The 25027-nt window shown below is 46.4% G+C and carries 16 protein-coding genes; 2 read left to right on the forward strand and 14 right to left on the reverse strand.

Annotated features, from left to right (window positions below):
* Positions 1-134 precede the first annotated feature (134 nt).
* From AC58PV_RS29340 to AC58PV_RS29385, 10 genes are all read right to left on the reverse strand, one after another.
* Positions 135-3812, reverse strand: coding sequence for a 3-keto-alpha-glucoside-1,2-lyase-like domain-containing protein (locus AC58PV_RS29340; RefSeq protein ID WP_497436339.1), 3678 nt, complete (start codon positions 3810-3812; stop codon positions 135-137).
* Positions 3813-4072: 260 nt separating this feature from the next.
* Positions 4073-5842 carry an alginate lyase family protein gene (locus tag AC58PV_RS29345; RefSeq protein WP_497436341.1) on the reverse strand — a complete coding sequence of 590 codons (1770 nt, stop codon included), beginning with the start codon at positions 5840-5842 and terminating at the stop codon, positions 4073-4075.
* 23 nt (positions 5843-5865) lie between these two features.
* Positions 5866-6765, reverse strand: a complete 900-nt coding sequence (locus AC58PV_RS29350) for a carbohydrate ABC transporter permease (protein WP_497436342.1) — start codon at positions 6763-6765, stop codon at positions 5866-5868.
* Positions 6766-6779: 14 nt separating this feature from the next.
* Positions 6780-7679: a carbohydrate ABC transporter permease gene (locus AC58PV_RS29355; RefSeq protein ID WP_436242525.1), complete on the reverse strand. Its 900-nt coding sequence runs from the start codon at positions 7677-7679 to the stop codon at positions 6780-6782.
* An 89-nt stretch (positions 7680-7768) separates the two neighbouring features.
* Positions 7769-9193, reverse strand: a complete 1425-nt coding sequence (locus AC58PV_RS29360; protein ID WP_497436343.1) for an ABC transporter substrate-binding protein — start codon at positions 9191-9193, stop codon at positions 7769-7771.
* A 112-nt stretch (positions 9194-9305) separates the two neighbouring features.
* A complete protein-coding gene (locus AC58PV_RS29365; protein ID WP_497436344.1) occupies positions 9306-10913 on the reverse strand; it encodes a response regulator in 1608 nt (535 codons plus the stop codon).
* A gap of 1 nt (position 10914) precedes the next feature.
* Entirely contained in the window at positions 10915-12666 is a 1752-nt protein-coding gene (locus tag AC58PV_RS29370; protein WP_497436346.1) for a sensor histidine kinase, read from the reverse strand.
* A gap of 278 nt (positions 12667-12944) precedes the next feature.
* Positions 12945-13259, reverse strand: coding sequence for an MGMT family protein (locus AC58PV_RS29375; protein ID WP_497436444.1), 315 nt, complete (start codon positions 13257-13259; stop codon positions 12945-12947).
* Positions 13256-14347: a lactonase family protein gene (locus AC58PV_RS29380; protein ID WP_497436347.1), complete on the reverse strand. Its 1092-nt coding sequence runs from the start codon at positions 14345-14347 to the stop codon at positions 13256-13258. The genes AC58PV_RS29375 and AC58PV_RS29380 overlap by 4 nt, the downstream gene beginning before the upstream one ends.
* A gap of 255 nt (positions 14348-14602) precedes the next feature.
* Positions 14603-16051 (reverse strand): collagen-like triple helix repeat-containing protein, encoded by a 1449-nt coding sequence (locus tag AC58PV_RS29385; RefSeq protein ID WP_497436348.1) that lies wholly within the window; start codon positions 16049-16051, stop codon positions 14603-14605.
* Positions 16052-16205: 154 nt separating this feature from the next.
* On the opposite strand from AC58PV_RS29385, the gene AC58PV_RS29390 reads away from it, so the two are divergent.
* Positions 16206-17306 (forward strand): CotH kinase family protein, encoded by a 1101-nt coding sequence (locus tag AC58PV_RS29390; RefSeq protein ID WP_497436349.1) that lies wholly within the window; start codon positions 16206-16208, stop codon positions 17304-17306.
* Positions 17307-17363: 57 nt separating this feature from the next.
* Here AC58PV_RS29390 and pruA read toward each other — a convergent pair whose 3' ends face one another.
* Together pruA and AC58PV_RS29400 are read right to left on the reverse strand one after the other, a co-directional pair.
* Entirely contained in the window at positions 17364-18935 is a 1572-nt protein-coding gene (pruA, locus tag AC58PV_RS29395; RefSeq protein ID WP_497436351.1) for an L-glutamate gamma-semialdehyde dehydrogenase, read from the reverse strand.
* Positions 18936-18984: 49 nt separating this feature from the next.
* Complete coding sequence (locus AC58PV_RS29400) at positions 18985-19899, reverse strand: proline dehydrogenase family protein (RefSeq protein WP_497436352.1); 915 nt, start codon at positions 19897-19899, stop codon at positions 18985-18987.
* 231 nt (positions 19900-20130) lie between these two features.
* On the opposite strand from AC58PV_RS29400, the gene AC58PV_RS29405 reads away from it, so the two are divergent.
* The gene (locus tag AC58PV_RS29405; protein WP_497436354.1) at positions 20131-21858 is read left to right on the forward strand and encodes a sigma-54 interaction domain-containing protein; all 1728 of its coding nucleotides are present in this window, start codon (positions 20131-20133) and stop codon (positions 21856-21858) included.
* 55 nt (positions 21859-21913) lie between these two features.
* On the opposite strand, the gene AC58PV_RS29410 is transcribed toward AC58PV_RS29405, so the two are convergent.
* Both AC58PV_RS29410 and AC58PV_RS29415 read right to left on the reverse strand, forming a co-directional pair.
* Complete coding sequence (locus AC58PV_RS29410; RefSeq protein ID WP_497436355.1) at positions 21914-23152, reverse strand: glycosyltransferase family 2 protein; 1239 nt, start codon at positions 23150-23152, stop codon at positions 21914-21916.
* Positions 23153-23419: 267 nt separating this feature from the next.
* Complete coding sequence (locus AC58PV_RS29415; protein WP_497436356.1) at positions 23420-24835, reverse strand: exosporium glycoprotein BclB-related protein; 1416 nt, start codon at positions 24833-24835, stop codon at positions 23420-23422.
* Between the last annotated feature and the right edge of the window lie 192 nt (positions 24836-25027).

Raw genomic sequence — 25027 nt, forward strand, 5'->3', positions numbered from 1 at the left:
TATGGCCTTGTATTACAGTAGTCTATTCTCGGTTTGGAAACTTTGTAACTCTTTGCGTGCTGTTTTCAGATTTTTGGGCGAAAAAAGAGCCCCTCCTACCCTATAAAGGTAGAAGAGGCCTCTCCTAGTTACGACTAGTACATATTCACATTATCAAATTTGCTGCTCGCCCGATGCGAATAAAGACCAATTTGCCCCGAGGTGAAACTCGTATCCGTCGTTGTCAGCAGTTTCGTTCCGTTCACCCAGAATTCTAGCGTGCTGCCATTCACTACAGCTTTGAAGTCATACCAGGTCCCCGTGGTGAATGTGAATGGCACGGTGACGAGGTCGGTAGGCGTACCGCCGACGACTTTGAGGATCTTCAGACTATTCGTGGACTTATAGTACATAAATATATAGTAATTGTTCGCATCCACACGTCGTGCGATAAGACCAAGTCCAGCTAGATTGCCGGCATCGAAGCTGTCAGCTTTGACTTTTGCGGCAACCGAATAATTCTGCCAAGTACTCAGTCCGGAATACGCATTGATACTAGCAGCCGCATTGTTCGACTGGTTAAATACCTTCGTACCATCCGTCACAACGCTCCATGTGCCTCCAGTTGTTGCCCAGCTTGAGGCTGATCCTGACTCATAATCATCACCGAAAATAGGCGCCACGCTCACATTATCAAACTTGGCATTTGCCCGATGAGCGTACATGCCGATTTTGCCTGAAGGAATCGTTGTATCCGTCCCCGTCAACTGCTTCGTCCCATTCACCCACAACTCCAGTGTGGACCCGTTAACAACAGCTTTGAAGTCATACCAAGTGCCTGTGCTAAGTGTATAAGGCATCGTCACAACATCACTTGCGACTCCGGCAGCCAGCTTCGTGATTTTCAGCGTATTCGTCAGCTTGTAGTACATGAATGCGTAATAATTACTACTATCCACATACCGTGCAACAACTCCAATCCCCGCGTAATTCCCTGCATCGAAGGCATCCGCTTTGAGCCTCGCTGAGACGCTGTAATGCTGCCACGTACTGTCACCAATAAAAGCAGTAGCTCCACCCACCGCGGTATTCGACTGGGTGTATACCTTCGTTCCATCTGTGATGACGCCCCACATTCCGCCCGTTGTCGACCACCCTGCTGCTGCGCCAGATTCGAAATCATCACTCAGAAGTGTGACCGAACTGGAGCTTGTCGTGCCCGGATTACTATCTGTTTGAAAACTAATCGTAACCGTATCCGATGTACCGCCTGCTTCACTGAACGTTAAAGTCTTCGAGTAACTTGAATTCGGCGCCAAACCGAACGTATTAATCGTAAAATAGATCTCCCGCTCCCCTCGCAAATTTCCAGAGGATTGGGAAAGTTCTAGCCAATCGCCTTGACCACTAACCGTCCAATTCGTGCTTAAACCGCCGCCTTTATTGACGATCTTCAATTTGTGCTTTTGTGAACTGTTCGTCACATTCTTAACACCAACGTTGATGCTAGCTGGTACATCCATCTTCGCAGCTGGGATGCTCCCCAATGCGCCAAGCCGATTCGTTTCTTGGAACTTCGTGATCGTGCCCTTCTTCGCCGTTAATTTCAATTGCAGCCATTGCGCTGAAACACCTGTAGGCGGCGTAAACGAAATCGCTTGCTCCACTTTGTTGCCATACGGCACCGAGACATTCAATGTACCCGTTTGGAAACTCGTGTAAGTGCCATTCACGGGATTCAAATATCCCGCTTCCCAAATCACATCCACGCTCGTTCCGTCCCGCTGTTCATCGTTATAGACAATAATGGTCCGATTCGTTGCCGTACCGCCCGTAAATACGATAGGTGCAACACCTATTAAATTATTCTTATCTCCATCCTTGTCAAAAGCAGCAACCGGCGAATACGTATCTTGTGTGTACTCATACGAGTCTGATTTGATAAAGGCTGGTTTCGCTGGATCATACGCGTTAAAAACAGGTCGACTTATCGCTACCGGTTTCAAACCGGGTTCCGTCATATCTGACCACGTCGGATACAAGGTATCCTCCGTCACTTCATAAGCATAGATCCAATTCGCATAATAGCGAATATCCGCAAAGCCTGCATACCGCATTGCTCTGGTCATCCGATCTGCCGCACGATGCCAAACCGCCTGTGAAACGAGATTATCGTTCAACATATCCTTGGCCAACGTTGAATTATATGTACCATTGGCATTGAGTGTCGGCCATCCACCCGAAGGTGTATAGGCTTCCCCCTCGCCTTTCGGCTTCGTACTATTGTTCGTGTACAGTCCATACATCGTGCTATTGTTCAACCAGCCTATTTGGTAACCGCCCGTATAGTGATGATTCTCTTGATCAGTCGTTGTAAAATCATCCTGAATAATTGGTTTTGTAGTATCAATTGATTTAATCGCTGCTTCAATGGTTGGATGCAAAATTGTCGTATTGTTGCTCGTTGAACTCCAATTTTCATTACCTCCGCTCCAGATCACAATACTTGCATGATTCTTCCTCGCATTCACCCATTGTTTAACCCATTTCGTAATGTGATCCATTGCATCAGTTGTATAACTATGCACACTGTGATACTGCCAGTAAGGCGTCTCATCAATGAGAAGTAAGCCGATTTCATCCGCATAGTCGTATACTTGCTTGATCCCTCCGTGAATGTGCGTTCGCGCAACATTGTAGGTGGTTTTCCATTCATCCATGGTTAGTTTAACCTCGGCAATGCTCGCATTCGCATATGATTGCGATGAGCTATATGCTGCGCCATGCCCACTACCCGTTGCCCAGTTGAACTGCAGCGCATCTCCGCGGAGATTCGTTTTGATACCATTGAGCTGATAGTAATTCGTGTTTACGGCAAATTGTCTAAAACCAAATCGCGTTGCCAAGCTGTCGATCGTGATCGCACTTTGAGTAAGACTCGTGTTCAAATTGTACAGCTTAGGGTCGTGCGTCCACCAATATTTCGCATTCGTCCAAGGTACAGAGGTCCATGTCACCGTTTGGGAACTATTGGCTGCCACCGTCACCGTTTGGTCAGAGAACGTTTTCTCTGTACTACCGCCAACGAGCTGAGCGCTATTTGTGATTGTGACCGTTTGGCTGATCGCTGTCGCGTTCGTCACCGTCGTTTTCACCGTTATTTCGTCGTCGGAAGGTGACGTGTTATTCTTCAAATCGGTGATGACGAATGTATCTGAAACAAATACTTTGGGATACGCCACTAACGCTACGTCATCGTTGATCCCGCGACCTTGCCCCCAACTCTGATTGTCCACGCCAATGGGATATAGAGATTTTCCACCTGCATCCTTCGCATCGGCTGGCAGCGCATAGTAACCCCACACACGTACTTCTAATGTATTCGTCCCCCCAACAATAGCCAGAGGTGTAATATCCAACTTATACGGCAGTCTCGTCATCAAGTAACCGTCTGTTTCTGTCGCTAGTTGTGTGCCGTTAACGAATACTTTGGACAGCGGGCCGATATTCTCGAGGTCTAGGAAGATTTCCTTCCCTGTCATTGATGTGGGCACCGTGAAATTCCTTTTATACACCCCATAATTCAGTGTATTCCATGATGTTGGGTACCCAAAGCCAGCAGATGTATCCCAATAGGAAGGGACCGTAATATCGTAGCGGGTTGCTCCGCCATTCGGGTAAAAGTCCCACACCCCATTCAATGAAACCTGCTCCCGACTCGTATCCGCATGTGCGATGTTTGAAACTGCAAACAGTGTACTTATCACGAACGAAGTGAACAACAACAAGACGATCCTGACATTCATTTTGCTTAAACCCCACGGTATTCGCATCTAATATCCTCCTTCAAATGAGTACTCCAACAATATAGAAAGCGCTTACAATCATTATTCCTATTAATCCCCTCCTCTCATTTGCATCCGCTTAATACTCATCTCCTATCTATGGAAACACCTTGTTGATCCACCCTGATCGCCACCTGACCTTCGCCGGATTGAATGAACTGAATTTCCACACTACCTTCCACCTCTTTCACTTTCAAAAGCCCCAACCTCTTCGCCTTACGTTCATTCGTATCACCATCAGGCAAACATTACGTAGCGATAACCGCTCCTTGTGTAAAAGATTGATGGTACGCTAGCACGGGGATCGCTTGCTTCGTGCCATAATGATCAGATCTCCAACCTTCTGTCGTAGCAATAGACGCGTTAGCCCCTGCACTGCCCGCCCAATACATCCGTGAACCCGATGTCTTTCCAAGCTCCTCTTTGTATGAAATCTCAGCTTCTAAAACCTCATCGCCCCGATGACCGCAAACCATCACCCTAGCATCATCGGATAAATGGAACAACTGCTGAATATCATGCGTGCCTACACCATCCAATCCATCCACAATAAGGAGGAACGGCAACTCTTTCCCCATCAGTAGCCATCTCCGATGAATAACTGGCTCGCTCAATCGCGTATAGCCTTGATGCGAAGCATCAATGAAATCATACGTATCGCAAGACACCCAGCGATGAACCGTAACCGTCGCTTCCGGCTCTCCCCATTGCTGCGTCGAGATGTACGGCGTCTGATCGAGCCCATCAACCGTAATCGTGTTATGCGCCGAAGTTCCTTTGAAATACCGCCGCCACTCGCCTTCTTGGTACGTGTATCGGCCTGAATCTCCAAATATCAAACGCCCCCTATGCATCCATTCAACATGCAGCGCATCCGCATGACCATGTGCCCCGCCTAGTGGCGCTGCATCAAAGAACACATACTGCTGCGCATCTTGCAACACATAATAACCCGAATCTGGGAAGGCAGCGGTTGATGGAATTTCCTCCACCGCTCCTCCCATCCGCTCCAGCCAATAGGCAAACTTCTCGCATCCTAACAACCAGAGCATTTCCTCACTGATCTCGCCTTGCAGACAGATCGCTTCATCTTCGCAAATCGCGCCTATGATGCCGATTTTCTCTCTTACCTGATCTCCGCTATCCGAATCAGATAACGCAACTGCCTTGCCATCTGGCCGAATTGTCGCTACGCTAAAGGCCACCATCGATTTCAGCTTTTCTAAATAGCTGTTAGGAAAAGGTCGGCCCGTCTGTTTCGCCAGAAGAAACGGCGTTCCAAACATATCTAAGCTTGCCGTATGATAATGCGGTGTCAGCTCATTTTGAATCCCATCCGCACGAATCTGATCGTGCAGACAAAGCATAAGCCGCTCGCGCGCAAGCTGGCGCCAATACGGCGCCTCCGCACGATCGGCGAGAAACGTACCGACCATGAACAACCCTTGCATGTGCATGGTCGCATGATTGATCGAGGTTTCTCCAAGATACCTCGACAGGAACGTAGCCTGCTCAGCTAGGCTGTCGCGCCACCTCTTTTCAAAATCACCATCTAGCAATGCACTATGGCTCATCATCATATAACTCCAAACCCAGGATTGCACACGCAATCCCACTTCAAGCAACCTCCACGGACCAGGTCGCTGGAAATACACTATGTACTCGTAAGTGAGCGAGGTTGACATTGGATTTTGCTCGATCCAACCCGTGATATGCCGCTTATACGTTTCCACATACCGCTCATCATTTGTGAGCAAGTAAGCAATCCCCAAGTCGCGCAGATGCCAGTGCCGATTGAGAATCCATGTATATTCCAAGTCTTCTGTAGGATTATACAGCCAATCAGGCTGAACACCATGATCGATCCACGCCTCGGCCGCCATGGTATAAGGAAGCTTAAACTCACCCTCACAGGCATGCTCAGCTTTCTCCACAATGGGTTCCACACGTAGAGGAAAAAATGATATAAACGTCCCAGCCGCTTCACGCAGCTCCGCATTGGTCACATAAAATTTCATCACGTTCTCCTTTTCCGCAAGAACTATCCTTTAACCGAACCTGCTGTGACGCTGATAAACGATTTGTTCGCAAGGATATACACGACGAGTATTGGCAAAATGGACATACACGCGCCAGCAAGCATAATGTGCGTCTCTGCAGCGGCCGAGGTGCCATAACGCAGGCTGGCTAACCCTACGGTCAGCGTTTGAAGTGCTGGCTTCGTCATCGTGAACACCAAAGGAAGTATATATTCGTTCCACGCATTGCGGAAAACGAATAACCCCGCAACGCCTAGCCCAGGCGCCAGTAGTGGCAGGATAATCCGCCAGTAAATGCCATAAACACTGCAGCCGTCAATCTTCGCTGCTTCATCTAGATCTCTCGGGATCCCTTTGAAGAAACCAATCAGCGTAAAGAAGGTAGCTGCATGACCACTGATCAGAATGATCACAACGCCCCATAAGGACTTGTGCAGATTCAAATGCACCATCAATTCGAATTGCGGGCGCAGGACAACTGCGCCGATCGAGATGAACATCGTGGACGCGAGCAGCGCTACGTAGACTTTTTTCCCCGTAAACTCCTGTCGATCCACGGCATAAGCAGCTAACGAAGCTACAAGTAGACTACCTATTGTGGTTGCAATACTAACGAATAAGCTATTCATCGTAAAATGAGCGAAATTCGCACCCTTCCAAGCTTTCATGTAATTGGAGAACTGCCAGACGGATGGCCAGAATGTGGCGCCTGTGGTTACTTCCGCATTCGTTTTGAAAGAACCGAGCACAGCCATGATGACCGGAAATAAGGTGAACACTACAATCAGAAGCAGGAATACCCATAGAATGAGCTTACCCGCCAGCTTCGCAATGAATAGCGAGACATAGGAGGCTACCGATGCTGTTGAGCTATTCGTTATACGAGATGGAACCGTCTGCATGACTACCTCTCCTCCTATTCGTTAATTTGATTCAAGCGTTTAGATAAGTAGAAGTAACCTAACGTTACAACGCCTACAATCAGCGCGGATACGAAACCAACTGCACTCCCGTAACCGATTTGCTGCTGAACAGCACCGCCGGCCGACGATACGGGGAAGAAGAGCTTATACACGTAAAGATACATGACTTCTGTTTTGCCAATGGGCCCGCCTTCGGTCAACACCATAATGCTCTCATAGCCTTTTAAGGCTGCTGTTATGGCGAGTAGTACGATCATTTGCAGCACGGGGCCTAACATAGGGACAGTGATGTAAATAAATTTCTTCCAACCATTTGCCCCGTCAATAGCGGCACTTTCGTAGACGTCCTGCGGTATATTTTGCAATCCGGCGAGGAACAGTAGCATATAATTCCCGATGGCACCCCAAACGGCGATGATAATCATCGTGAGCATGGCGAACTTCGTTCCCAGCCAATCGATATTCGAATGGATAATACCGTATTTCACAAGATATTGATTGAGAATCCCATTATACGAATTGAAAATAACGTAGAAGACGACAGACATGACAGCTGTACTAATGACCGTTGGTAGAAAATAAATTGCACGAAACAGATGTCGTCCACGCAAAGCCCCATTAAGTATCACGGCGAGCACTAAGGCGATGGGTAAGGTTAGAATGATTTTGCCCCCAGCATACACCAAGGTATTGATAACAGATTGCCAATAAGTCTCATCCTCATAGAGTCTTCTGAAATTATCTAAGCCATTGAATGTCTTAGCCCCATAGCCAGGATAGCTGTAAAACATATAGCGCATGGCCCACCCTAACGGGTAAATGCTAAGCACCAAGGTCAGAAAAAGACTCGGAAATGTAAGGATATAAGGGGCAAGCGCATGCTTACGTTTCATCAATGCAAGGCTCCTTTCTACTTGAGAAAAAGAGCTACCCGCTTCAAACACACGGTTTTAGGCGGATAGCTTCCTCTCCTAGCGTGATCTTATTTAACTAAACTGCCTTGCAGATTTTTGGCATCAAAGTCAGGCATGGGTTGATTCTTGGTCGTACCTGTTTGCCTAGCTTTATCCAAAGCGGCGTTATAGCGTGTAGACAAATCTGTCGTTATTTTATTCACATCACCGCCCTCTAGGATGTATCGCAAGGCTTCATCGCCCAAATTTTTACCTTCTGGCGTCACTGCTGGGACAACTGGGAACAAGGCGTCATATTTGTTAGGTAGGAACAAGTCCATATTCGCGAATCCTGGTTTCTTCGCAACAGCCAGCACATCTGGTACAGCGGAGATCCCTACACTATCCTCTTGGTATGTTTTCAACACTTCTGGACCGTACATCGTTTCGATGAATTTCCACGCCTTCGCTTTGTTCGCCGATTTCGCACTCATCGCGAGCCATACCGTCGCATTTGAGAATGGCGAAGCGCCATTGATTGTGCCATCTACCGTAGGAAGCGGGGCCGCACTCCATTTGATTTTGGCAGGGAATTGGTTCTTGTATACACCTGGCTCACTCGCATGGTTGATGTACATGCCGATTTTACCTTCCGCAAATTGTGCACGGAGCGGGTCGATATCAAGTAGTTCAAAACCAGGAATCATACTGCCATCCTGCTTCATTTTGCGCAGAGCCTCGAGCATTGGAATTTGACTGGCGAAGTCGAACTTGCCTGTTTTGAAGTTATAGCCATCCAGGATCCCTGTGCTCAGCGCGACAATCGGTGAAGCGGACCGGCCAAAGCCGCCGTTATTTTTGAAGTTACCTGCGAAGCCATACGCACCAATATCCTTCCCAGCAACGGTAAGCTTCTTGGCTGTCTCGACCAATTCATTGATCGTTTTCGGCGGTGCAGTAATACCCGCTTTTTGGAAAAGATCGACGTTATAGATAAGGCGCCAAGTGATACCATAGTTCGGTAAAGAGTAAATTTTATTATCCACACGGTTCCCGTCGTCGATGATGAGGTTCTTGAAACGGTTTTTGAATTCAGGGGTCATGTAGGTATCTAATGGTTCTAAGTAGCCTTTCTTGATGAACGGGGCAAAATTAGAGCCTGATGTCTTAATAATGTCCGGTGCTTGATTACTAGCGAAAGCAACATCCAAAGATTGCTCATAGTTGTCAGCCATGATCGTGACTTCTACTTCGATATTGTCCTTATTCTCGGCATTATACTTCGCGATCTCCGCTTTGATATGATCCGATGCACCACGGTCGTTCGTCCAGTAAGTTAGCTTTGTTTTGGGGCCGGCTGCTGCTGCTGCTGGCGCTGCGGAACTTGCCGCTGCTGTTGCTGCAGCTGTTGCTGCAGGGCTTGCAGATGTATCCGCTGTATGGCTGCTCCCGCAAGCAGATAAGGTGACTAGCAGAGCTGCGGATGCAGCGAGATGAAACGGTTTCTTACGCATAAATGGTTGGCCTCCCTTTTCTTTTCCCATGTGTTTACTTCTAAAGTGTAAGCGAATTCACTCTAGCTGTGAGGAGGGTAAAACCACTATTCACTAGGAAAATATGATTGTATTAGGACGGTTTATAGCCTTGCTTGAACTCCGTCGGTGTCATCCCGACATGTCGCTTGAACACGTCTGTGAAGTAGGAACGATCCTCGTATCCCAGATGAATCGCAACTTCTTGCACCTGCTTATCATCCAGGAGCATCTCCTTCGCCTTCTCGATTCGTAGTCCGTTCATGTAATTGATGAGCGTCGTCCCTGTCACCTTTTTGAACAGATTCGCAAAATAACTGCCGCTCAAATACACATGCTTCGCTAAATCAGTGACCGTTACATTCTTGTCCAAATTCTCTCTCATATAGTGAATCGCCTGGGCGATGACCGAATCCGCTTCCAGCTCACGCTGCTTCTGCAAAGCGTCGCAACCTGCTGAAACCAATTGATCGAGTAATTCATTTAACTCACGCAGCGTCAAGCGCTCTCCCTTTTTTAGAAGATCCAGCTTCGTTGTCAGCTCGTCCATCCCGCTTGGCATCGTAATCTTCTCAGCGAAAATGCGATGCATAAGCAGCCCTAGCTCATGGCACACATTCATCACATTGCTAGGTTGTACCCCCGAATAGCTATGTACAATGCTCTGAAGAAGAGGCAGTGCTCTCTCTTTATTGCCCATACGCAAGTAATTGAACAACTCTTTTTCTTGCTCGGCACTATGTCTAGAACGTGCAGCAGCATGATGTTGTATGTCTTCATAGAAGAAAACACTATTCCCGCCTGAATAGAAATTGTGGGACAAGGCTTCCGTTGCTTGCTGATAAGATTGGGGCAGCTCGTGAATCGTTCTGGCCTCAAGTCCGACACCGATCGAGATCGTGTAGCGTGAGTAGTTCAGCATATGCTCGCGACACTGTTCAGCCAGCGTAACGATTTCTAAATGAGTTGGTACATTTAGCAAACAAATAAAGCCGCTCAATTGCTCCCGGAATACAATGGATTTCGTGGCCGAAGCGAGTGTTTCTTCGAGGATGTTTTTGACTGCGAAACGGGCCAGTTCCACGTCATGAATGCCATGGGTATCCACTTGCTTCGCAAAGCCATCGATTTCAATGCACATAATGACGAGGCGCTCCCGATTTAGATCGAGCTTCAAATAGTCCCAACGCTCCTTCAGTCTGGCTTCATTGGCGTTGTAACGCAGCAACAGATGCAAATATTCTTGGCGCAGCAGCGGCATGCTTTCCTTAATTTGGCGTTCCATTTCGCTTTGTTTAGCAAAATGGACACGATCCAGCTCAATCTGTTCTTTCGCTTTCTGCACAACCGCTTCAATTGCCGTTTTCAGGAACGGCTTTGCAATAAAATCGAACGCACCCAGACGAAGCGCCTGTTGCGCATATTCGAAATCGGTATAACCGCTGAGCAGGATTACTTTGCAATTGGGCATCACTGCCGTAATCGCTTTGGTCATCTCCAAGCCGTCCATGCGCGGCATCCGAATATCGGTTAGTACGATGTCCGGCCTCAGCTCCAAAACCATTTGCAAGCCGTCCTCTCCGTTTCCTGCTGTCCCTACTACTTGCACACCATGAGTGTCGATTTGGATCAAATCAGCGATCCCTCGAACGACACTTCTTATATCATCAATGACACAAAGTGTTATATCAGCCCTACTCATGCTAGACATCCCCCTTAATCGGAATCGTTATATACACCTTTGTCACTTCAAAAGGCTCACTCGAGAGAACCATCGTTGCCTCGCCGCCATAATACAGCTGCAAGCGGTTGAAGACATTCCGAAGCGCATAACCGTTCTTCTCTGTGTTAGGTTGATTCAGGCTCAGTTGCAGCTTATCTGCATCCATGCCGGAACCGTTATCTTCAACAGCAATATGCAGCTGTTGATTATCGGATGTAAGTTCGATACGAATCTTACCACCAGATTCCATATGCTTAAACCCATGAAGCAAACTGTTCTCAACTAAGGGTTGCAGCATGATTTTCATAATGGGCAGCGCTAGGCTGGTATCACTGCTTACCACAATTTCAAAGTCAAAAAGCTCCTCATAGCACAGCTGTTGTATCGTCAAATACTGCCGCACATGACGTAGTTCTTTCTCGACCGTCGTCCATTCTTCCCCCTGATTGAGACCCAATTGGAAGAGTTGAGATAAGGCGATGACCATCGACTTGGAGTTGTCCAGTTCGCCGGTTTCCATTTTCCAAATGATCGTATTGAGTGTGTTATATAAAAAATGCGGTGAGATCTGTGCCTGCAACGCCTTGGCTTCGGACTTGCGTTTCTCTCGTTCAGCGTCCTTCACTTCGTCGATGAGTTCATTGATTTCCAGCAGCATGCTGTTAAATTTATGGCCTACCTGACTAACCTCATCTTGATAGTGGCTCTGGAATCGAACAGACAGATCATTGCGTCCTACCTTACTCATCAGCATTTGCAGATGATACAGCGGCTTCAACAAAATCGCCGAAAGCACATTCGACACCAGTACCGCCATAATGATGCAGACGAGCATAATGATGCCGGTCGCCCATTGAATCCAGCTCAAATCCTTGAGCAGATCAGATCTCGATTGGACGCTGAGCAACAGCCAGTCCGGATTGAATTGCAAAGCCGCGTAGTTAATTAGGTCGTATTCCTCCGTGATCCCTACCTCGAAATGACCCCTCAAGCTCGTCCCAATATGTTTCTCAAGGAAATCTTTGTCATAACTCTTGGGTAAATTCGGCTGATTCAATAGCACGCTTGCAGCATTCCGATTCACAAGGAACAAATTCTGATCTTCCTTCTCTGTATGCCGGTCGGACAGAATGCCTTGGATCGCCTTCTCGTTCAAATTCACAACGAAATACATGTTTGGACTATCACTAATCGATTTCATGACTAACGAAATAACGCGATCTTTCCCTTGAAAAAGAAGATCTTCATGCCCTTCGACCCAGAATGGCTCTTTGGTTAGTTGCGCCTTATCGTACAGAGGCGAATCGTAGAAAGAGTAGCCTTGATTCCGATAGTAACTGGCAGAATAGAACTCCCCAATCGGCGTCGCAATAAAAATCGATTCGATCGACGGCTCTGCCAGCTTCGCTTGCGTGAACGCCGAGTTCATCGCCGTCATGTGACCGTAGTAGCCATCTTTCTTGCCAGCGGCAGAGTCCTTCGACATCTGGACAAACGGCTGTGAAATCATAATATTCAACACCGATACGAGAATCTGCTTCGCCTTCTCATCCAGAACACGTGCAGAAGTGTTTAGATTATCCTGGCTGAGCTGGAACGTGTTCCGCTCAATGACGCGCGCACTTATATTATAAGAAAGACCCCCTGTCGCCGCGATCGAGATGGCAATCAGCAGAACGAACGACACCCACATGCGCTTCTTCAGCGTAAGTTTGTATAGCATGGTTTTCATGAACGTACACCTCCATGCTCACATTGTATCGCAAACGCTTTCAGGGAGGATATAGAATTTTCCAGCCAAGAGAGTGTCGATAGAACAACGCTGCGCATGCTTGTTCAAATTTCATTAGCCATCTCTCTTTAAGTGGACACAAAACAACACGCCGCTCTCATCACGATAACTGAAAGGACCCATTCCTCAGTAACCATGATAAAAACGGCGTGTGCTTCACGACCAATGTCATTTTATTTGTTTTAAAGTATACTAGACGAAGCCTAGATCATGCTCATTCATTCTGCTTCCGATTGAACTTGATATTCCGCAAGAGATACTGTCAACTCGTCCGTAACATGGATACCCTCAGATACTAGCAAAAACTGCTGCAACTGTGCACCTTCACCATCTTGAATCGCAATTTCTCCACGAACGTTGAGTACTCTATGCCAGGGGAGTCTGTGCTTCTTACTCATTGCATGCAAAATTCGCACAACTTGCCGTGCAGCTCTAGGACTTCCTGCTTGCCTAGCAACCTGACCATAGGTCATAACTTTGCCTTCAGGAATAGATCGAATAACTTGGAGAACTCGCTCGGTAAATGGAGTCATTGTACCGGAAGGAACTTGATGCATACTGGCTGTGACATCTCAAGTACGCTACCTGTCGGAACTAACTTACCGGTCGCTTCATCCCGTACAAAACTTACAATATTGTCGGAGTCTTTATTAGCTACCAGGACGAATCTTCCATCTGGGGAAATCCCAAAGTTTCGTGGGTGCTTCCCTAAAGTTGGTGCATGTTCTACGACAGATAGTTCTCCAGTTTGCTCATTAATCCCATAAACAACGATACTATCATGGCCACGATTGGATCCATATAGGAAACGTCCGTCTGGGGATATATGGATATCAGCGCAAGCATTTTCGCCATCGTAGGAACTTGGTAGAGTTGGAATCGTTTGGATTTCAGTTAGTTTACCGTGTTCTTCATCATAACGGAATGCTGTGACCGTGGAACCAAGCTCATTAATCACATACCCATACTTGTATGATGGGTGGAAGGCAAAATGGCGCGGCCCCGACCCAGGAGAGACAGACACTTCACCATGTGGAATCAGACATTTAGCGGCGAGATCGAGTCTGTACAGGATAATTTTATCAAGGCCTAAATCACATGCACCTATGTAACGATTTGCACGATCAACGAAAACGGAATGCGCTCGCGGCCGATCCTGTACGGGAAGTAGGCTCGCACCATGGTGCTGCTGAATATCAGCTGAATTCCCTAACTGACCATCGGCTAGAATTGGTGTTAATCCGACCATACCACCGTGATAACTCGTAACCATTACGACTTCATTCATGTTGTCTAGCTGGATGTGACATGTTGTCGCAGGCAACGTGTTTTTTTGATTAAGTAGTGTTAATTCACCCGTTACTGGCTGGATGGTGTAAGCACTGGCTGCTCCACATTTCTGCCCTTCTGAACCAACACCTTCACCTAGTGCGTATAATCGCAAATTTGTTGCATCGACCGCTAGAAAAGTTGGATTTTGAAGGCCCGTCACATTATGGGTAAGCGCCAAGCTGCCTGTTTCTGTATCAAATTGTGCCGTATATACCCCCGGATTACTTGCATCGGCGTAAGATCCAATAAAAACTAAAGTTTGTTTCGTTTGTTGCTGCTGCTTGTCCACGTCTCTCACTCCTATTCATCTAATTACACTATGAGCATTATCTCAAATCCGCACCATGTGGGCAACTGTTCGATTAACTGTGGGGCTCGACAGGTTAGTAATTCAAGTAATTCAAGTAATTTAAGTAATTTAAGTAATTTAAGTAATTTAAGTAGTTAACAACATAAAAAGGCAATCTACACAGATTACCTTATTAAGTTGTTAACCATAAGTTATTAAACCAGAAAAGGACCGCCTAAGACGGTCCTTTCTAATTTAAACAGCAGATGAAATATACACAGAGTAAACGGCATTTTGTGTAACGTTCATATTTAGGAATACTGAGATTGCATCGTTTCTTGTGACGGGGTTACCAGCTATATTACTGGTCCATGTTACTGTAGCACTTGGTGTGACTGCATATGCAGCACCATTCGATAGACGCACGGGCTGTGCTCCTACATCTGTAGGTCTAATTGAGAAAACTAAGGTTCCAGTAAGGGTAGCCGTAGTAGTAAGCGTAATTGTAGATATGATGTTAGCTGCTAACGGTGCCGCTGCATTATTAATAACATCAAAACATACTTGGAAAAGATATGTTCCAGCAGGTAAGTTATTTACATCTATTCCTCCTGAAAAAGCAACAACGCTTCCATTCGCAGCATCGACATAAGGTACCCTATTGGAAAGCGCTCCAGGCGACCCTGCTAAACGTTGAAACCCTGCATTATTTCCACCGAAATTAAGAACTTTCGTAAAATTAGTTGGAGTTGCTCCAGTTGCTCCAGTCGGTCCAGTTGCTCCTGTTGCTCCAGTCGGTCCAGTTGCTCCTGTTGCTCCAGTCGATCCGGTTGCCCCGGTTGCTCCAGTCGATCCGGTGGCTCCTGTCGATCCGGTTACTCCGGTTGCACCAGTCGATCCGGTTGGTCCGGTTGGTCCTGTTGCTCCGCTTGCTCCGGTTGCTCCTGTCGATCCGGTTGCTCCAGTTGCTCCGCTTGCTCCGGTCGATCCAGTTGCTCCGGTCGATCCGGTCGATCCGGTCGATCCAGTTGCTCCGGTCGATCCGGTCGATCCGGTCGATCCAGTTGCCCCGGTTGCTCCGGTTGCTCCAGTTGCACCAATCGATCCGGTCGATCCAGTTGCTCCGCTTGCTCCGGTTGCTCCGGTCAATCCGGTTGCTCCAGTTGCTCCAGTTGCACCAATCGATCCGGTTGCTCCAGTTGCTCCAGTTGCACCAGTCGATCCGGTTGCTCCGGTCGATCCGGTCGATCCTGTCGATCCGGTTGCCCCGGTTGCTCCGGTCGATCCTGTCGATCCGGTTGCCCCTGTCCCTCCAGCCTCGCCTGTTGCTCCGGTTGCTCCAGCTTCTCCTGTTACTCCTGTTGCTCCAGCTTCTCCTGTTACTCCTGTTGCTCCAGCTTCTCCTGTTGCACCTGTTGCTCCAGCTTCTCCTGTTGCACCTGTTGCTCCAGCTTCTCCTGCTGCTCCTGCTGCTCCAGTTGCTCCAGTTGCTCCAGTTGCTCCTCTCTTCCCTTTATGCCCTCTCTTCCCTCTAGGCCCTCTTTTACAACACTTTGATGTGGACGTTGTCGTACATGATGTCGTGGACGTTGTCGTAAAACCATGTGATTTCGATTTCCCGGGATTATTACTCATATAAATTTGAAGTTCAGACTCAATCGAATCCACGACATGCTTAAGTTCCTCTTTATTTAACCGCTCCAATTCTTCCACCTCTTCTCTTTATTTAATAGTTTATGAGTTGGAATTTGTATTGCGAGGGCTAAAAGAGAAAACAAACATCTCCCTAATAGAGTGACATTTTGCATGAAATCTTAATACTATATTATGTAAAAATACAACTTCAAGAGGTGGCAGAATGAACTTCCATGATAGACTTTCTATCCAACATTTACACATTACTTTAATCCCCAAACACCTCGAAAAATTAAACAAAAACATGCATGTAGAACTATGGATCCCAGCAGTACTTCGTATTGATCAAGATGAATATCAAATAAAGCTGGCATATCGTGGCTCACATACCCGTAAATTCCCCAAAAAATCATTTCAGGTCAAGTTCATTTCACCAATGGCTTACAAAGGAGAACGGGAATTTCATCTCAATGCCGAATATGCAGACCCCTCATTCATACGAAACAAGCTTTCCTTAGACTTTTTTTCCCGTATCGGCACCTTATCACCTCAAACCTACCATGTGCTGCTTTCTATTAATGAGCAATTTGCTGGTATATATTTGAAGCTTGAATCTGTAGATGATCGGTTTTTACAAACAAGAGAATTGTCGGACGGGCCCATTTATTATGCCATTAATTCGAATGCCAATTTCTCGTTTCTTGATCCTAGAACCTCTGATGTTAAAGACTCCCTTGAAGAAGGGTATATGAGAAAATGTGGCACCGATGCAGACGATGCTGATTTACGCGCGTTTATTTATAAAATCAACACAACCCCAGTTGCTCAATTCGAGGCTGAAATTGAAAAGTTGTTGGATGTCGAAAATTACCTTCTGTGGTTAGCGGGTGCCGTATGCACGCAAAACTTCGACGGCTTTATTCATAATTACGCTTTATACCGAAATAGAGAAACAAAACGGTTTACTATTATTCCATGGGATTACGATGCAACCTGGGGGAGAAATGTGAACGGACGCATACTCAAACATACGCATCTTCCGATAGAGGGGTTTAATACTCTCACTGCGCGTATCTTGGATGTGCCTTCGTTTCGCTCATCCTATTGCAGTCTTTTGCATGTCATTTTTCGCGAACATTTTACAGAGAAGGCAATGGAACCAGAAATTATTTCACTGCAGCAATTGCTTCATCCGTTTATCCATCTTGAGTCTAGTAAAAAAAACAACGAGGGAATATTTATAGATGAGCGAGAATTCATTCTTTCTTTTATTGAGAAACGAAGGGCATTTTTGATGGAGAGTATAGAGTCGTTTCAAAGATAAAAAACCCACTTCAGCCGAAGTGGGGCCATACTAACACGCTTTGTTGGGTTACTCTCCTTATACCTTACGCGAAGTCAACTTCGCTTGCGTCAAAAGCATCAGGTAGTCATAGCCGCCTGCCTTGGAGTCGGTACCCGACATGTTGAACCCACCGAAAGGGTGCACGCCGACAAGTGCTCCTGTACATTTGCGGTTGATGTACAAGTTGCCGCAATGAACGGTCTCCAACGCTTCTGCGATGCGATCTTCGTCCGTGGAGAAATACGACCCCGTCAATCCGAACTCTGTGTCGTTGTACATCGCAATCGCTTCTTGCCAATCCGCGGCTTTCGCAATCGCAAGAACAGGTCCGAAGATCTCTTCCTGCATCAAGCGAGCTTTGCCGCTTACATCACCAAACACGGTTGGCTGAATGTAATAGCCATTCCCTTCCGCTTTGCCGCCGCCAACCAACAGCGTACCTTCGCTCTTGCCAACTTCAATGTAGTCCAAAATCCGCTCATACGATGCTTTATCAATTACCGGACCTGCCGCGAAGTTTAACTCCGGCAGACCGCTTTGTAGCCTGTTCGTGTAAACGACTACCTTCTCAACCACTTCATCGTAGACCGATTCTACGATGATAGCGCGAGAACCTGCGGAACACTTCTGCCCTTGGAAGCCAAATGCAGAAGCCACAATGGCAGCTGCTGCCGCGTCAAGATCCGCCGTTTCGTCGACGACAATGCCGTCTTTGCCTCCCATTTCAGCGATGACTCGCTTAATCCATATTTGTCCGGGAGCTACATCAGCAGCCAAGCGGTTGATCCGTAAGCCAATTTCTTTCGATCCCGTGAAGGAAATGAACCGTGTTTTCGGATGTGTCGTCAAGTAGTCGCCAACCTCAGCGCCACTGCCGGGGATGAAATTAATGACACCCGCGGGCAGCCCCACTTCTTCCATCAAAGCGACGAATTTATGTGCGATAACAGGTGTCGTAGATGCTGGTTTCAACAGTACCGTATTCCCCGAAACAACAGCAGAAACCGTCATCCCCACGCAAATCGCCAACGGGAAATTCCAAGGAGGAATCACAACGCCAACACCAAGTGGGATATAGGAAATCTGGTTATTCTCGCCAGGAATGCGAACCAACGGTTGTGTCTCATTGATCTCGCTCAAACGGATCATTTCCCGCGCGTAGAACTCGATGAAATCGATCGCTTCTGCGGTATCGACATCAGCTTCTACGTAGTTTTTGCCAGACTCAAGAATCATCAGCGCAGAGAATTCATGCTTGCGCTCACGCATAAGCGCAGCTGCTTTGAACAAATACTCTGCCCGTTCGCAGGCAGGAACTTTTTTCCACGACTCGAACGTTGCGAGCGCGGTGTTCATCGCTTTTTCAGCCAATGCCTGATCCGCCTTACTGACGTAACCGATGACTTCATCCACATTACCAGGATTAATCGATGTAATCTTTGCTTCTGTCATGATCTTCTCAGAACCAATATATAGCGGATACTCGCGACCAAGCTCGCCTTTCACTTTCGCGATTGCCTCTTGCATCGCCTTCCTATTGTCCTCTTGTGCAAAATTCGTAAACGGTTCATTCGCGTATGGCATTACCTTCGTTGATTGTGTAGTCATGTATCATGGCTCCTCTCCGATTAGAAAGCAATTATTAATGATGCGAGGCTTATTTGAACATGTTTTTAAGAACAAACCAGACATTGGCCGGACGCTCCGCTAACCTTCTCATAAAGTAACCGAACCAATCCACCCCATACGGGACATAAATGCGAACGCGATAGCCCTCTTTCACTAATTGTTTTTGCAAATCTTCACAGATTCCGTAAAGCATTTGGAACTCGAACTGATCTCTTCCAATGTTATGCTCGCTCACGAACTGTTTCGTGAATTGAATAATCGCCGCATCATGACTAGCCACAGCTGTATAATGTCCGTTCAACAAATGTTTCTGAATAATGACTCTGTAATTCTCGTCGACATCACTTTTCTCGGGAAATGCTACCTCAGGAGACTCCTTATACGCGCCCTTCACCAATCGTAAATTCGCGCCTAGCTCATGTAAATCATCGATATCCTGACCAGTGCGGAACAAATAGGCTTGAATCACAATCCCAACATTGTCGTATTCTTGACGCAACTCACGGTAAATATCTAACGAAACCTGACAATGCGCATAATCTTCCATATCAATCCGGACAAAATTCCCATGCATCCGAGCACGATCTAGAATCCGTTTCATGCTGCTAATGCAAAGCTCCCGACTAATATCTAGCCCTAAGGAAGTCATTTTCAACGATAAATTGGAGCGAACACCCGACTCCGCAATCGCGTCGAGGGTTTGGATGCACATCGCAGCAGATTCCAACGCTTCCTCCACGCTATAAACAAACTCGCCCAAATGATCCAACGTTGCCACACGGCCATCTTGATTCAAACCTTGCACGGCATTGATCGATTGCTGAATGGTCTCACCTGCTACAAAACGTGCTGCACCAAAACGAAGTCCATACTTCTTCGCTAAGCGATTGGCTGTGCGACTTTTGCCTAAGGATTGAAACATATTGCGCATCATGAGTTCCATCTGTGGTTGCCTCCAAGAATAATTTGTACACTTATGTTTAATACATAAATTAAATATACAACATTATTTTATCTTTGAACACTATTTGTTTAATATTTAAATAGTTATTGTACAACCATTCCAATTCCATTCTATATATGTACAATATTCAGCTATAGGCCAAGATGTGTTGAATCGCCTACCTATTCATGGTAAATTAAAACCAAATATGGCGGATAAAAGAGGGTTAACATGTTCATTCCTGAACACTTTCCATTACACAAAACAATTCAAACACTCCCTTACGATACGAAACTTACTGACGTTATTGCGGTTTTGCACACAGGTGCGGCCGTACTCATTCATTACAATCAATTGTTCGCGCTATTTACACCTGAAGAGGTTGACCTATTACTTACCTTTACAGCTGGGGATGTAGGAGAGTTACTTCAACTAACATCTTTCTTTCATACACCGGTGCATAAAATCGGACAATTATTTGCACAGGATGCTGGGCAAGTATTACTACAAGATTTACAAAGATTCAACCTTTGCGGGGATGAAAATGGGGAAATTATCGGCTATTTCAGCTTACACGCATATGCGATTTACGCTATGAAAGAGCGGCAGAAGTGGCACGCCTACTTCACCGCACTGGCGGATACAGTGACCGATGCCGTCACCGTTGTTGATCGAGATGGTGCGGTGATTTGCTGGAATCCAGTGGCAGAGGAACTCTATGGTTTACCGCGGGCTGACATTATTGGCAAGCGAATTGGAGAACATTTTGACGTAGAAACCTTGATGGTTCTCAAAATGTTAGATGAAGGCCGGCTCATCCGTAATACGTATCACCGTCCGAGGCCTGAAACGCATGTCCTCATTAATGCTTCCCCGATCAAAGATGCCGCGGGAACGATCATTGGTGGACTTGCAACCGAACAAGATATCACGCAATTGGTGCGATTGAATGAACAATTAACAACTGTTGAGTCTGTAGGACTCCCTTTTGAAGCTTCGCAGGAAGATCCATTTGCCCTTATCAAAGGAAAGGGACCCGCGATTGGTAAGGTCATCCAATGGGCTAAGAAAGTAGCAGCCACCGAAACACCTGTTCTCCTCATTGGTGAATCTGGTGTCGGGAAAGAACAGTTGGCACAAATCATACACCAGTCCAGCTCGCGTTCTGCGCAGCCTTTTGTAACTGTACATTGCGGCGTTGTACCTGGGGGGATACTGGAGACCGAACTATTCGGTTATCAGGGGGGAGCTTTCAGTGGGAGTGAAGGCGGTCAGCCCGGCAAATTAGAAAGAGCCAAAGAGGGGACACTGTTTATTAACGATATTGAGAAAATGTCGTTGGAGCTCCAAGCGAAGCTTTATCGCTACATTTCCGAGCAAACACTTGTCCGCTCTGGCGGGAATCAGCCCATCAATGTTAGAACACGCATCATTATTGCAACGACACAAGATTTGGCCAGCAAGCTTGCATCACATGAGTTTCGAGCTGATTTATATTACGCACTGAATGTCGTTTCCATTCGAATCCCACCTCTGCGCGAACGTGTCGAAGATATACCGGCGATGGTTCATATGTATCTCAAACAGTTTTCTTTGCAATACCAGAAACCAGCTCCCACTTTAGCGCCAGAAGTTATTTTGGCTTTGTCACAATACAATTGGCCTGGCAATATTCAGGAATTGAAAAATGTGATTGAGCGCAGTATGATTCTAAACGAAGATGAGATCATTACGTTAGATCAGTTGCCTTCGGCACTTCAAGAGCAGCAACCGAGTTTATTTCAGGATACCGAAACTTCCCCTATGCTGTTCAAAGAATCCGTTAGCGAGCGTGATGAAATCACCTTGATCGAAGAGGCACTGGTCAAAACTGCAGGCAACAAAAGCGCAGCAGCTAAACTGCTCGGAATTTCGCGGGGAACCTTATATAATAAAATGAAAGAATTTGAGATGGCGTAACTATGCCTACACAATAAAGGGCTTACCTATGCAGGTTAGCCCTTTTCGTTTTGTATTAAGGCGTTTTATGAATTTCCACATCGCTGTGATACACTGTTCCTTCTACTGTGATTTCTTTCGTCTGTGCATGCACCGTGATTGGAACTGTTCGCCGCACCAATCGAATTAAGGGCTCAGCTCCCAACGCTTCGCTCACAATGTCGACTTCACGATAACTCTTCATCGTCACCGCATCTATCATAGGGTTTAGTGAATGTTTCAACCCTCTGAATTTGCGCTGATTTCTTTCCGTTAACATCTCATCGGAATCCATCCAATAGATATAATCCTTGGATGCCTGTCGGAAAGCCAAATTGCGTGCCTCCCACTCATCGATTTCATTCGTAATGATCCATTTATCTGTATAGGCATCTACGAGTTCTTGCGTAAGACCAGCCGAGCCGGCATCTACCAGAATAATTTCATCTGCTAAATCGTCAATCGACTTCATGCACGTCATAAATTGTTCATCCAAATTCCTTACCAGTATACAAAAGGAAATTGTTACTGGCGGTCTGTATAACAGACTAATAATTTCTGCTCCCCACTTCTCCGAGGCTTTATCGCGATTCGTCACCAACAACTGTGACAAGCTCAATCCATTCAATTGATTCATTGTCGCATGTCCAACGTGATGAATAAACGAATCTCGGACGATGTATAACTTATATCCAGCATAAAGTACACGAAGACATAGATCATCGTCCTCATAATTGCCTAAGCCAAACCTCTCATCGAACCCGCCGATTTCATCAAGAATGCGTTTCTTCGTCAACAAACAAAACCCTACCAACCGGCGAGCCTCCATGGTTAGTCCGGCATGCAACGCACGATGAGTTTGCGAAAAATTGTCCAATTGTGACAGATCCGTATAAGTCACGGGAATTTTTTGATATCCGCTTACATAGTTCGTTACTGGGCCTACCATCCCCGTCCTATGATCCTGCTCAAGAACTCGGATCATGTTAGTCAGCCAATTTTCGGTAACAACTGTATCATTATTGAGGAATAAGATATAATCGCCAGTTGCCGCTTCTAAACCTAGGTTACAACCTTTAGCGAATCCCAAATTCGCCTCATTACTAATTACCCTGATATCCGGAAACAAGCGCAGAAAAGGTACTGTATGGTCGGTAGAACCATTATCCACGACAATAATTTCATACGGTTCCGTCGTATGCTTTCGAATGCTTAACAAACAAGCATGTGTTAAAGGCAATTGGTTATACGTCAAGATTATAATACTGGTCTTCAAAGCTCTCACCTCAACTTTATAGTAAAGGAAATAATCCTGACATTCTCTTTTATCATATTGAGCAATCCTCACATTTGCCTCTGAGCTTTGCCCATGTATAAGACACAATTATTTCCTGATTTTTCGTCACTTCCGCATACGATAAGGAATAAATTGAAAGTGTACACTGGAAAAAAGCTCAACTTACCACCATTCATCCCTAGGTGTAGTCATAGGTAATGAATAGTAGTAATATTGAGCCCCGTTCTGATAACTTCAAGTTACCTATTAGTTAATTGTATATCCTGCACTTGCATAGCCCACAACCGTATTAACTAGGCTTAATCCACCAACTGCAGTAGCGGAATATACCATTAATAAACGAGTTGTTGCTGTTACAGGAATCGCAATTGGCGATGTAATACCACTACTAATATCACCAAGTGAGACGGTTCCACTAAGCACAGGCGATAAAGTAACTGCTGCTCCTGGAATCGGAGTAAAGGTGTTGCTTGTCGCTGGTGCACTATATAATTGGGCAGTGATTGAGATTTCAGTTGTAAGAACATTCAGTGCAATCGTGTTACTAAAGAAGGCAGATATCGAAGTGATCGTACCATCTCTAGGGACTGAGATAGCAAAATCAATAATCGGGCCAAGAACATCACCTGTTAAATCAATTGCTCCGCCTACAAGACTAATTCCATCTGCAGAACTACCAAATCCAATGACACCTACAGTACCAACTAGTCCGCCTAAAACAGTTGTCATAGCAATTGGACCACCGGATGATAATGGAATAATAGCCCCTGCTCCGGTAACACCTGTAATACCTGTTGCTCCTGTTGCTCCTGTTGCTCCCGTCGCTCCTGTTGCTCCTGTTGCTCCTGTTGCCCCTGTTGCTCCTGTTGCTCCTGTCGCTCCTGTTGCTCCTGTCGCTCCTGTTGCTCCTGTTGCTCCTGTTGCCCCTGTTGCTCCTGTTGCTCCTGTTGCTCCTGTTGCTCCTGTTGCTCCTGTTGCTGCTGTTGCTCCTGTTGCTCCTGTTGCTCCTGTTGCTCCTGTTGCTCCTGTTGCTCCAGCCAATCCAGCTGCTCCTGGCTCTCCGGTTGCTCCCGTTGCTCCCGTTGCTCCTGTCGCTCCTGTTTCTCCAACCCCAGGACCAGTTGGACCTGTAGGTCCAATTAAGCCTGGTGCTCCAGTGGCACCTGTTGCTCCTGTTCCACCTTCTCCGTAGGGTCCTGTTGCACCAGTCGCTCCTGTTCGACCTCTGCGACCGCGGTCACCATCGTCACCTTTCTTACCTCTTGCTCCTGTTGCACCTGTTGCTCCTGTTGCACCTGTTGCTCCTGTAGCTCCTGTTGCTCCTGTAGCTCCTGTCGCACCAACTCCAGTTGCTCCAGTGGCACCAGTCGTACCAACTCCTGCTGCTCCGGTCGCTCCTGTTGCGCCTGCAACTCCTGCTGCCCCAGTCGCTCCAACAGCACCACGGAATCCTCTAAAGCCGCGAGGACCACGTTTTCCTTTTGGACCTCTTTTACAACATTTGCGCCCAACTTTAACAACAACAATTTTGTGACATCTTTTTTTCTTTCTTTTGTGACAGCTGCAACCACTTACTTTGTGGAGCTTAACGCCACTTTTTTTAATTGTTAATCGCTTTTTCGAAGATAACGAACTTTTCTTTTTGCCAACTAAGAGACTCAATTACAACACCTCCTGTGATAGTTCATCATACGAATTACGGAGGGGGTTTGTCTGTGCTTTTTGGCAATAGATGGTTGTCCACCCTAAAATATGCACATGACTAGATGTCAATTAAATATGTTTCTTCAATAATGCTAACGTAAAAAAAGTGACATCCCAACAACTGAGTTCCTTATAAAAAGATGCGAAACT

The organism is Paenibacillus sp. J22FR83, assembly GCF_059691955.1.

Bases quoted from the DNA above. Each gene is read 5' to 3' on its own strand.
- AC58PV_RS29340 (WP_497436339.1), bottom strand. From the start codon at position 3,812: ATGCGAATACCGTGGGGTTTAAGCAAAATGAATGTCAGGATCGTCTTG.
- AC58PV_RS29370 (WP_497436346.1), bottom strand. From the start codon at position 12,666: ATGAAAACCATGCTATACAAACTTACGCTGAAGAAGCGCATGTGGGTG.
- AC58PV_RS29360 (WP_497436343.1), bottom strand. From the start codon at position 9,193: ATGCGTAAGAAACCGTTTCATCTCGCTGCATCCGCAGCTCTGCTAGTC.
- AC58PV_RS29365 (WP_497436344.1), bottom strand. From the start codon at position 10,913: ATGAGTAGGGCTGATATAACACTTTGTGTCATTGATGATATAAGAAGT.
- AC58PV_RS29375 (WP_497436444.1), bottom strand. From the start codon at position 13,259: ATGACTCCATTTACCGAGCGAGTTCTCCAAGTTATTCGATCTATTCCT.
- AC58PV_RS29345 (WP_497436341.1), bottom strand. From the start codon at position 5,842: ATGAAATTTTATGTGACCAATGCGGAGCTGCGTGAAGCGGCTGGGACG.
- AC58PV_RS29400 (WP_497436352.1), bottom strand. From the start codon at position 19,899: ATGGAACTCATGATGCGCAATATGTTTCAATCCTTAGGCAAAAGTCGC.
- pruA (WP_497436351.1), bottom strand. From the start codon at position 18,935: ATGACTACACAATCAACGAAGGTAATGCCATACGCGAATGAACCGTTT.
- AC58PV_RS29405 (WP_497436354.1), top strand. From the start codon at position 20,131: ATGTTCATTCCTGAACACTTTCCATTACACAAAACAATTCAAACACTC.
- AC58PV_RS29350 (WP_497436342.1), bottom strand. From the start codon at position 6,765: ATGCAGACGGTTCCATCTCGTATAACGAATAGCTCAACAGCATCGGTA.
- AC58PV_RS29355 (WP_436242525.1), bottom strand. From the start codon at position 7,679: ATGAAACGTAAGCATGCGCTTGCCCCTTATATCCTTACATTTCCGAGT.
- AC58PV_RS29390 (WP_497436349.1), top strand. From the start codon at position 16,206: ATGAACTTCCATGATAGACTTTCTATCCAACATTTACACATTACTTTA.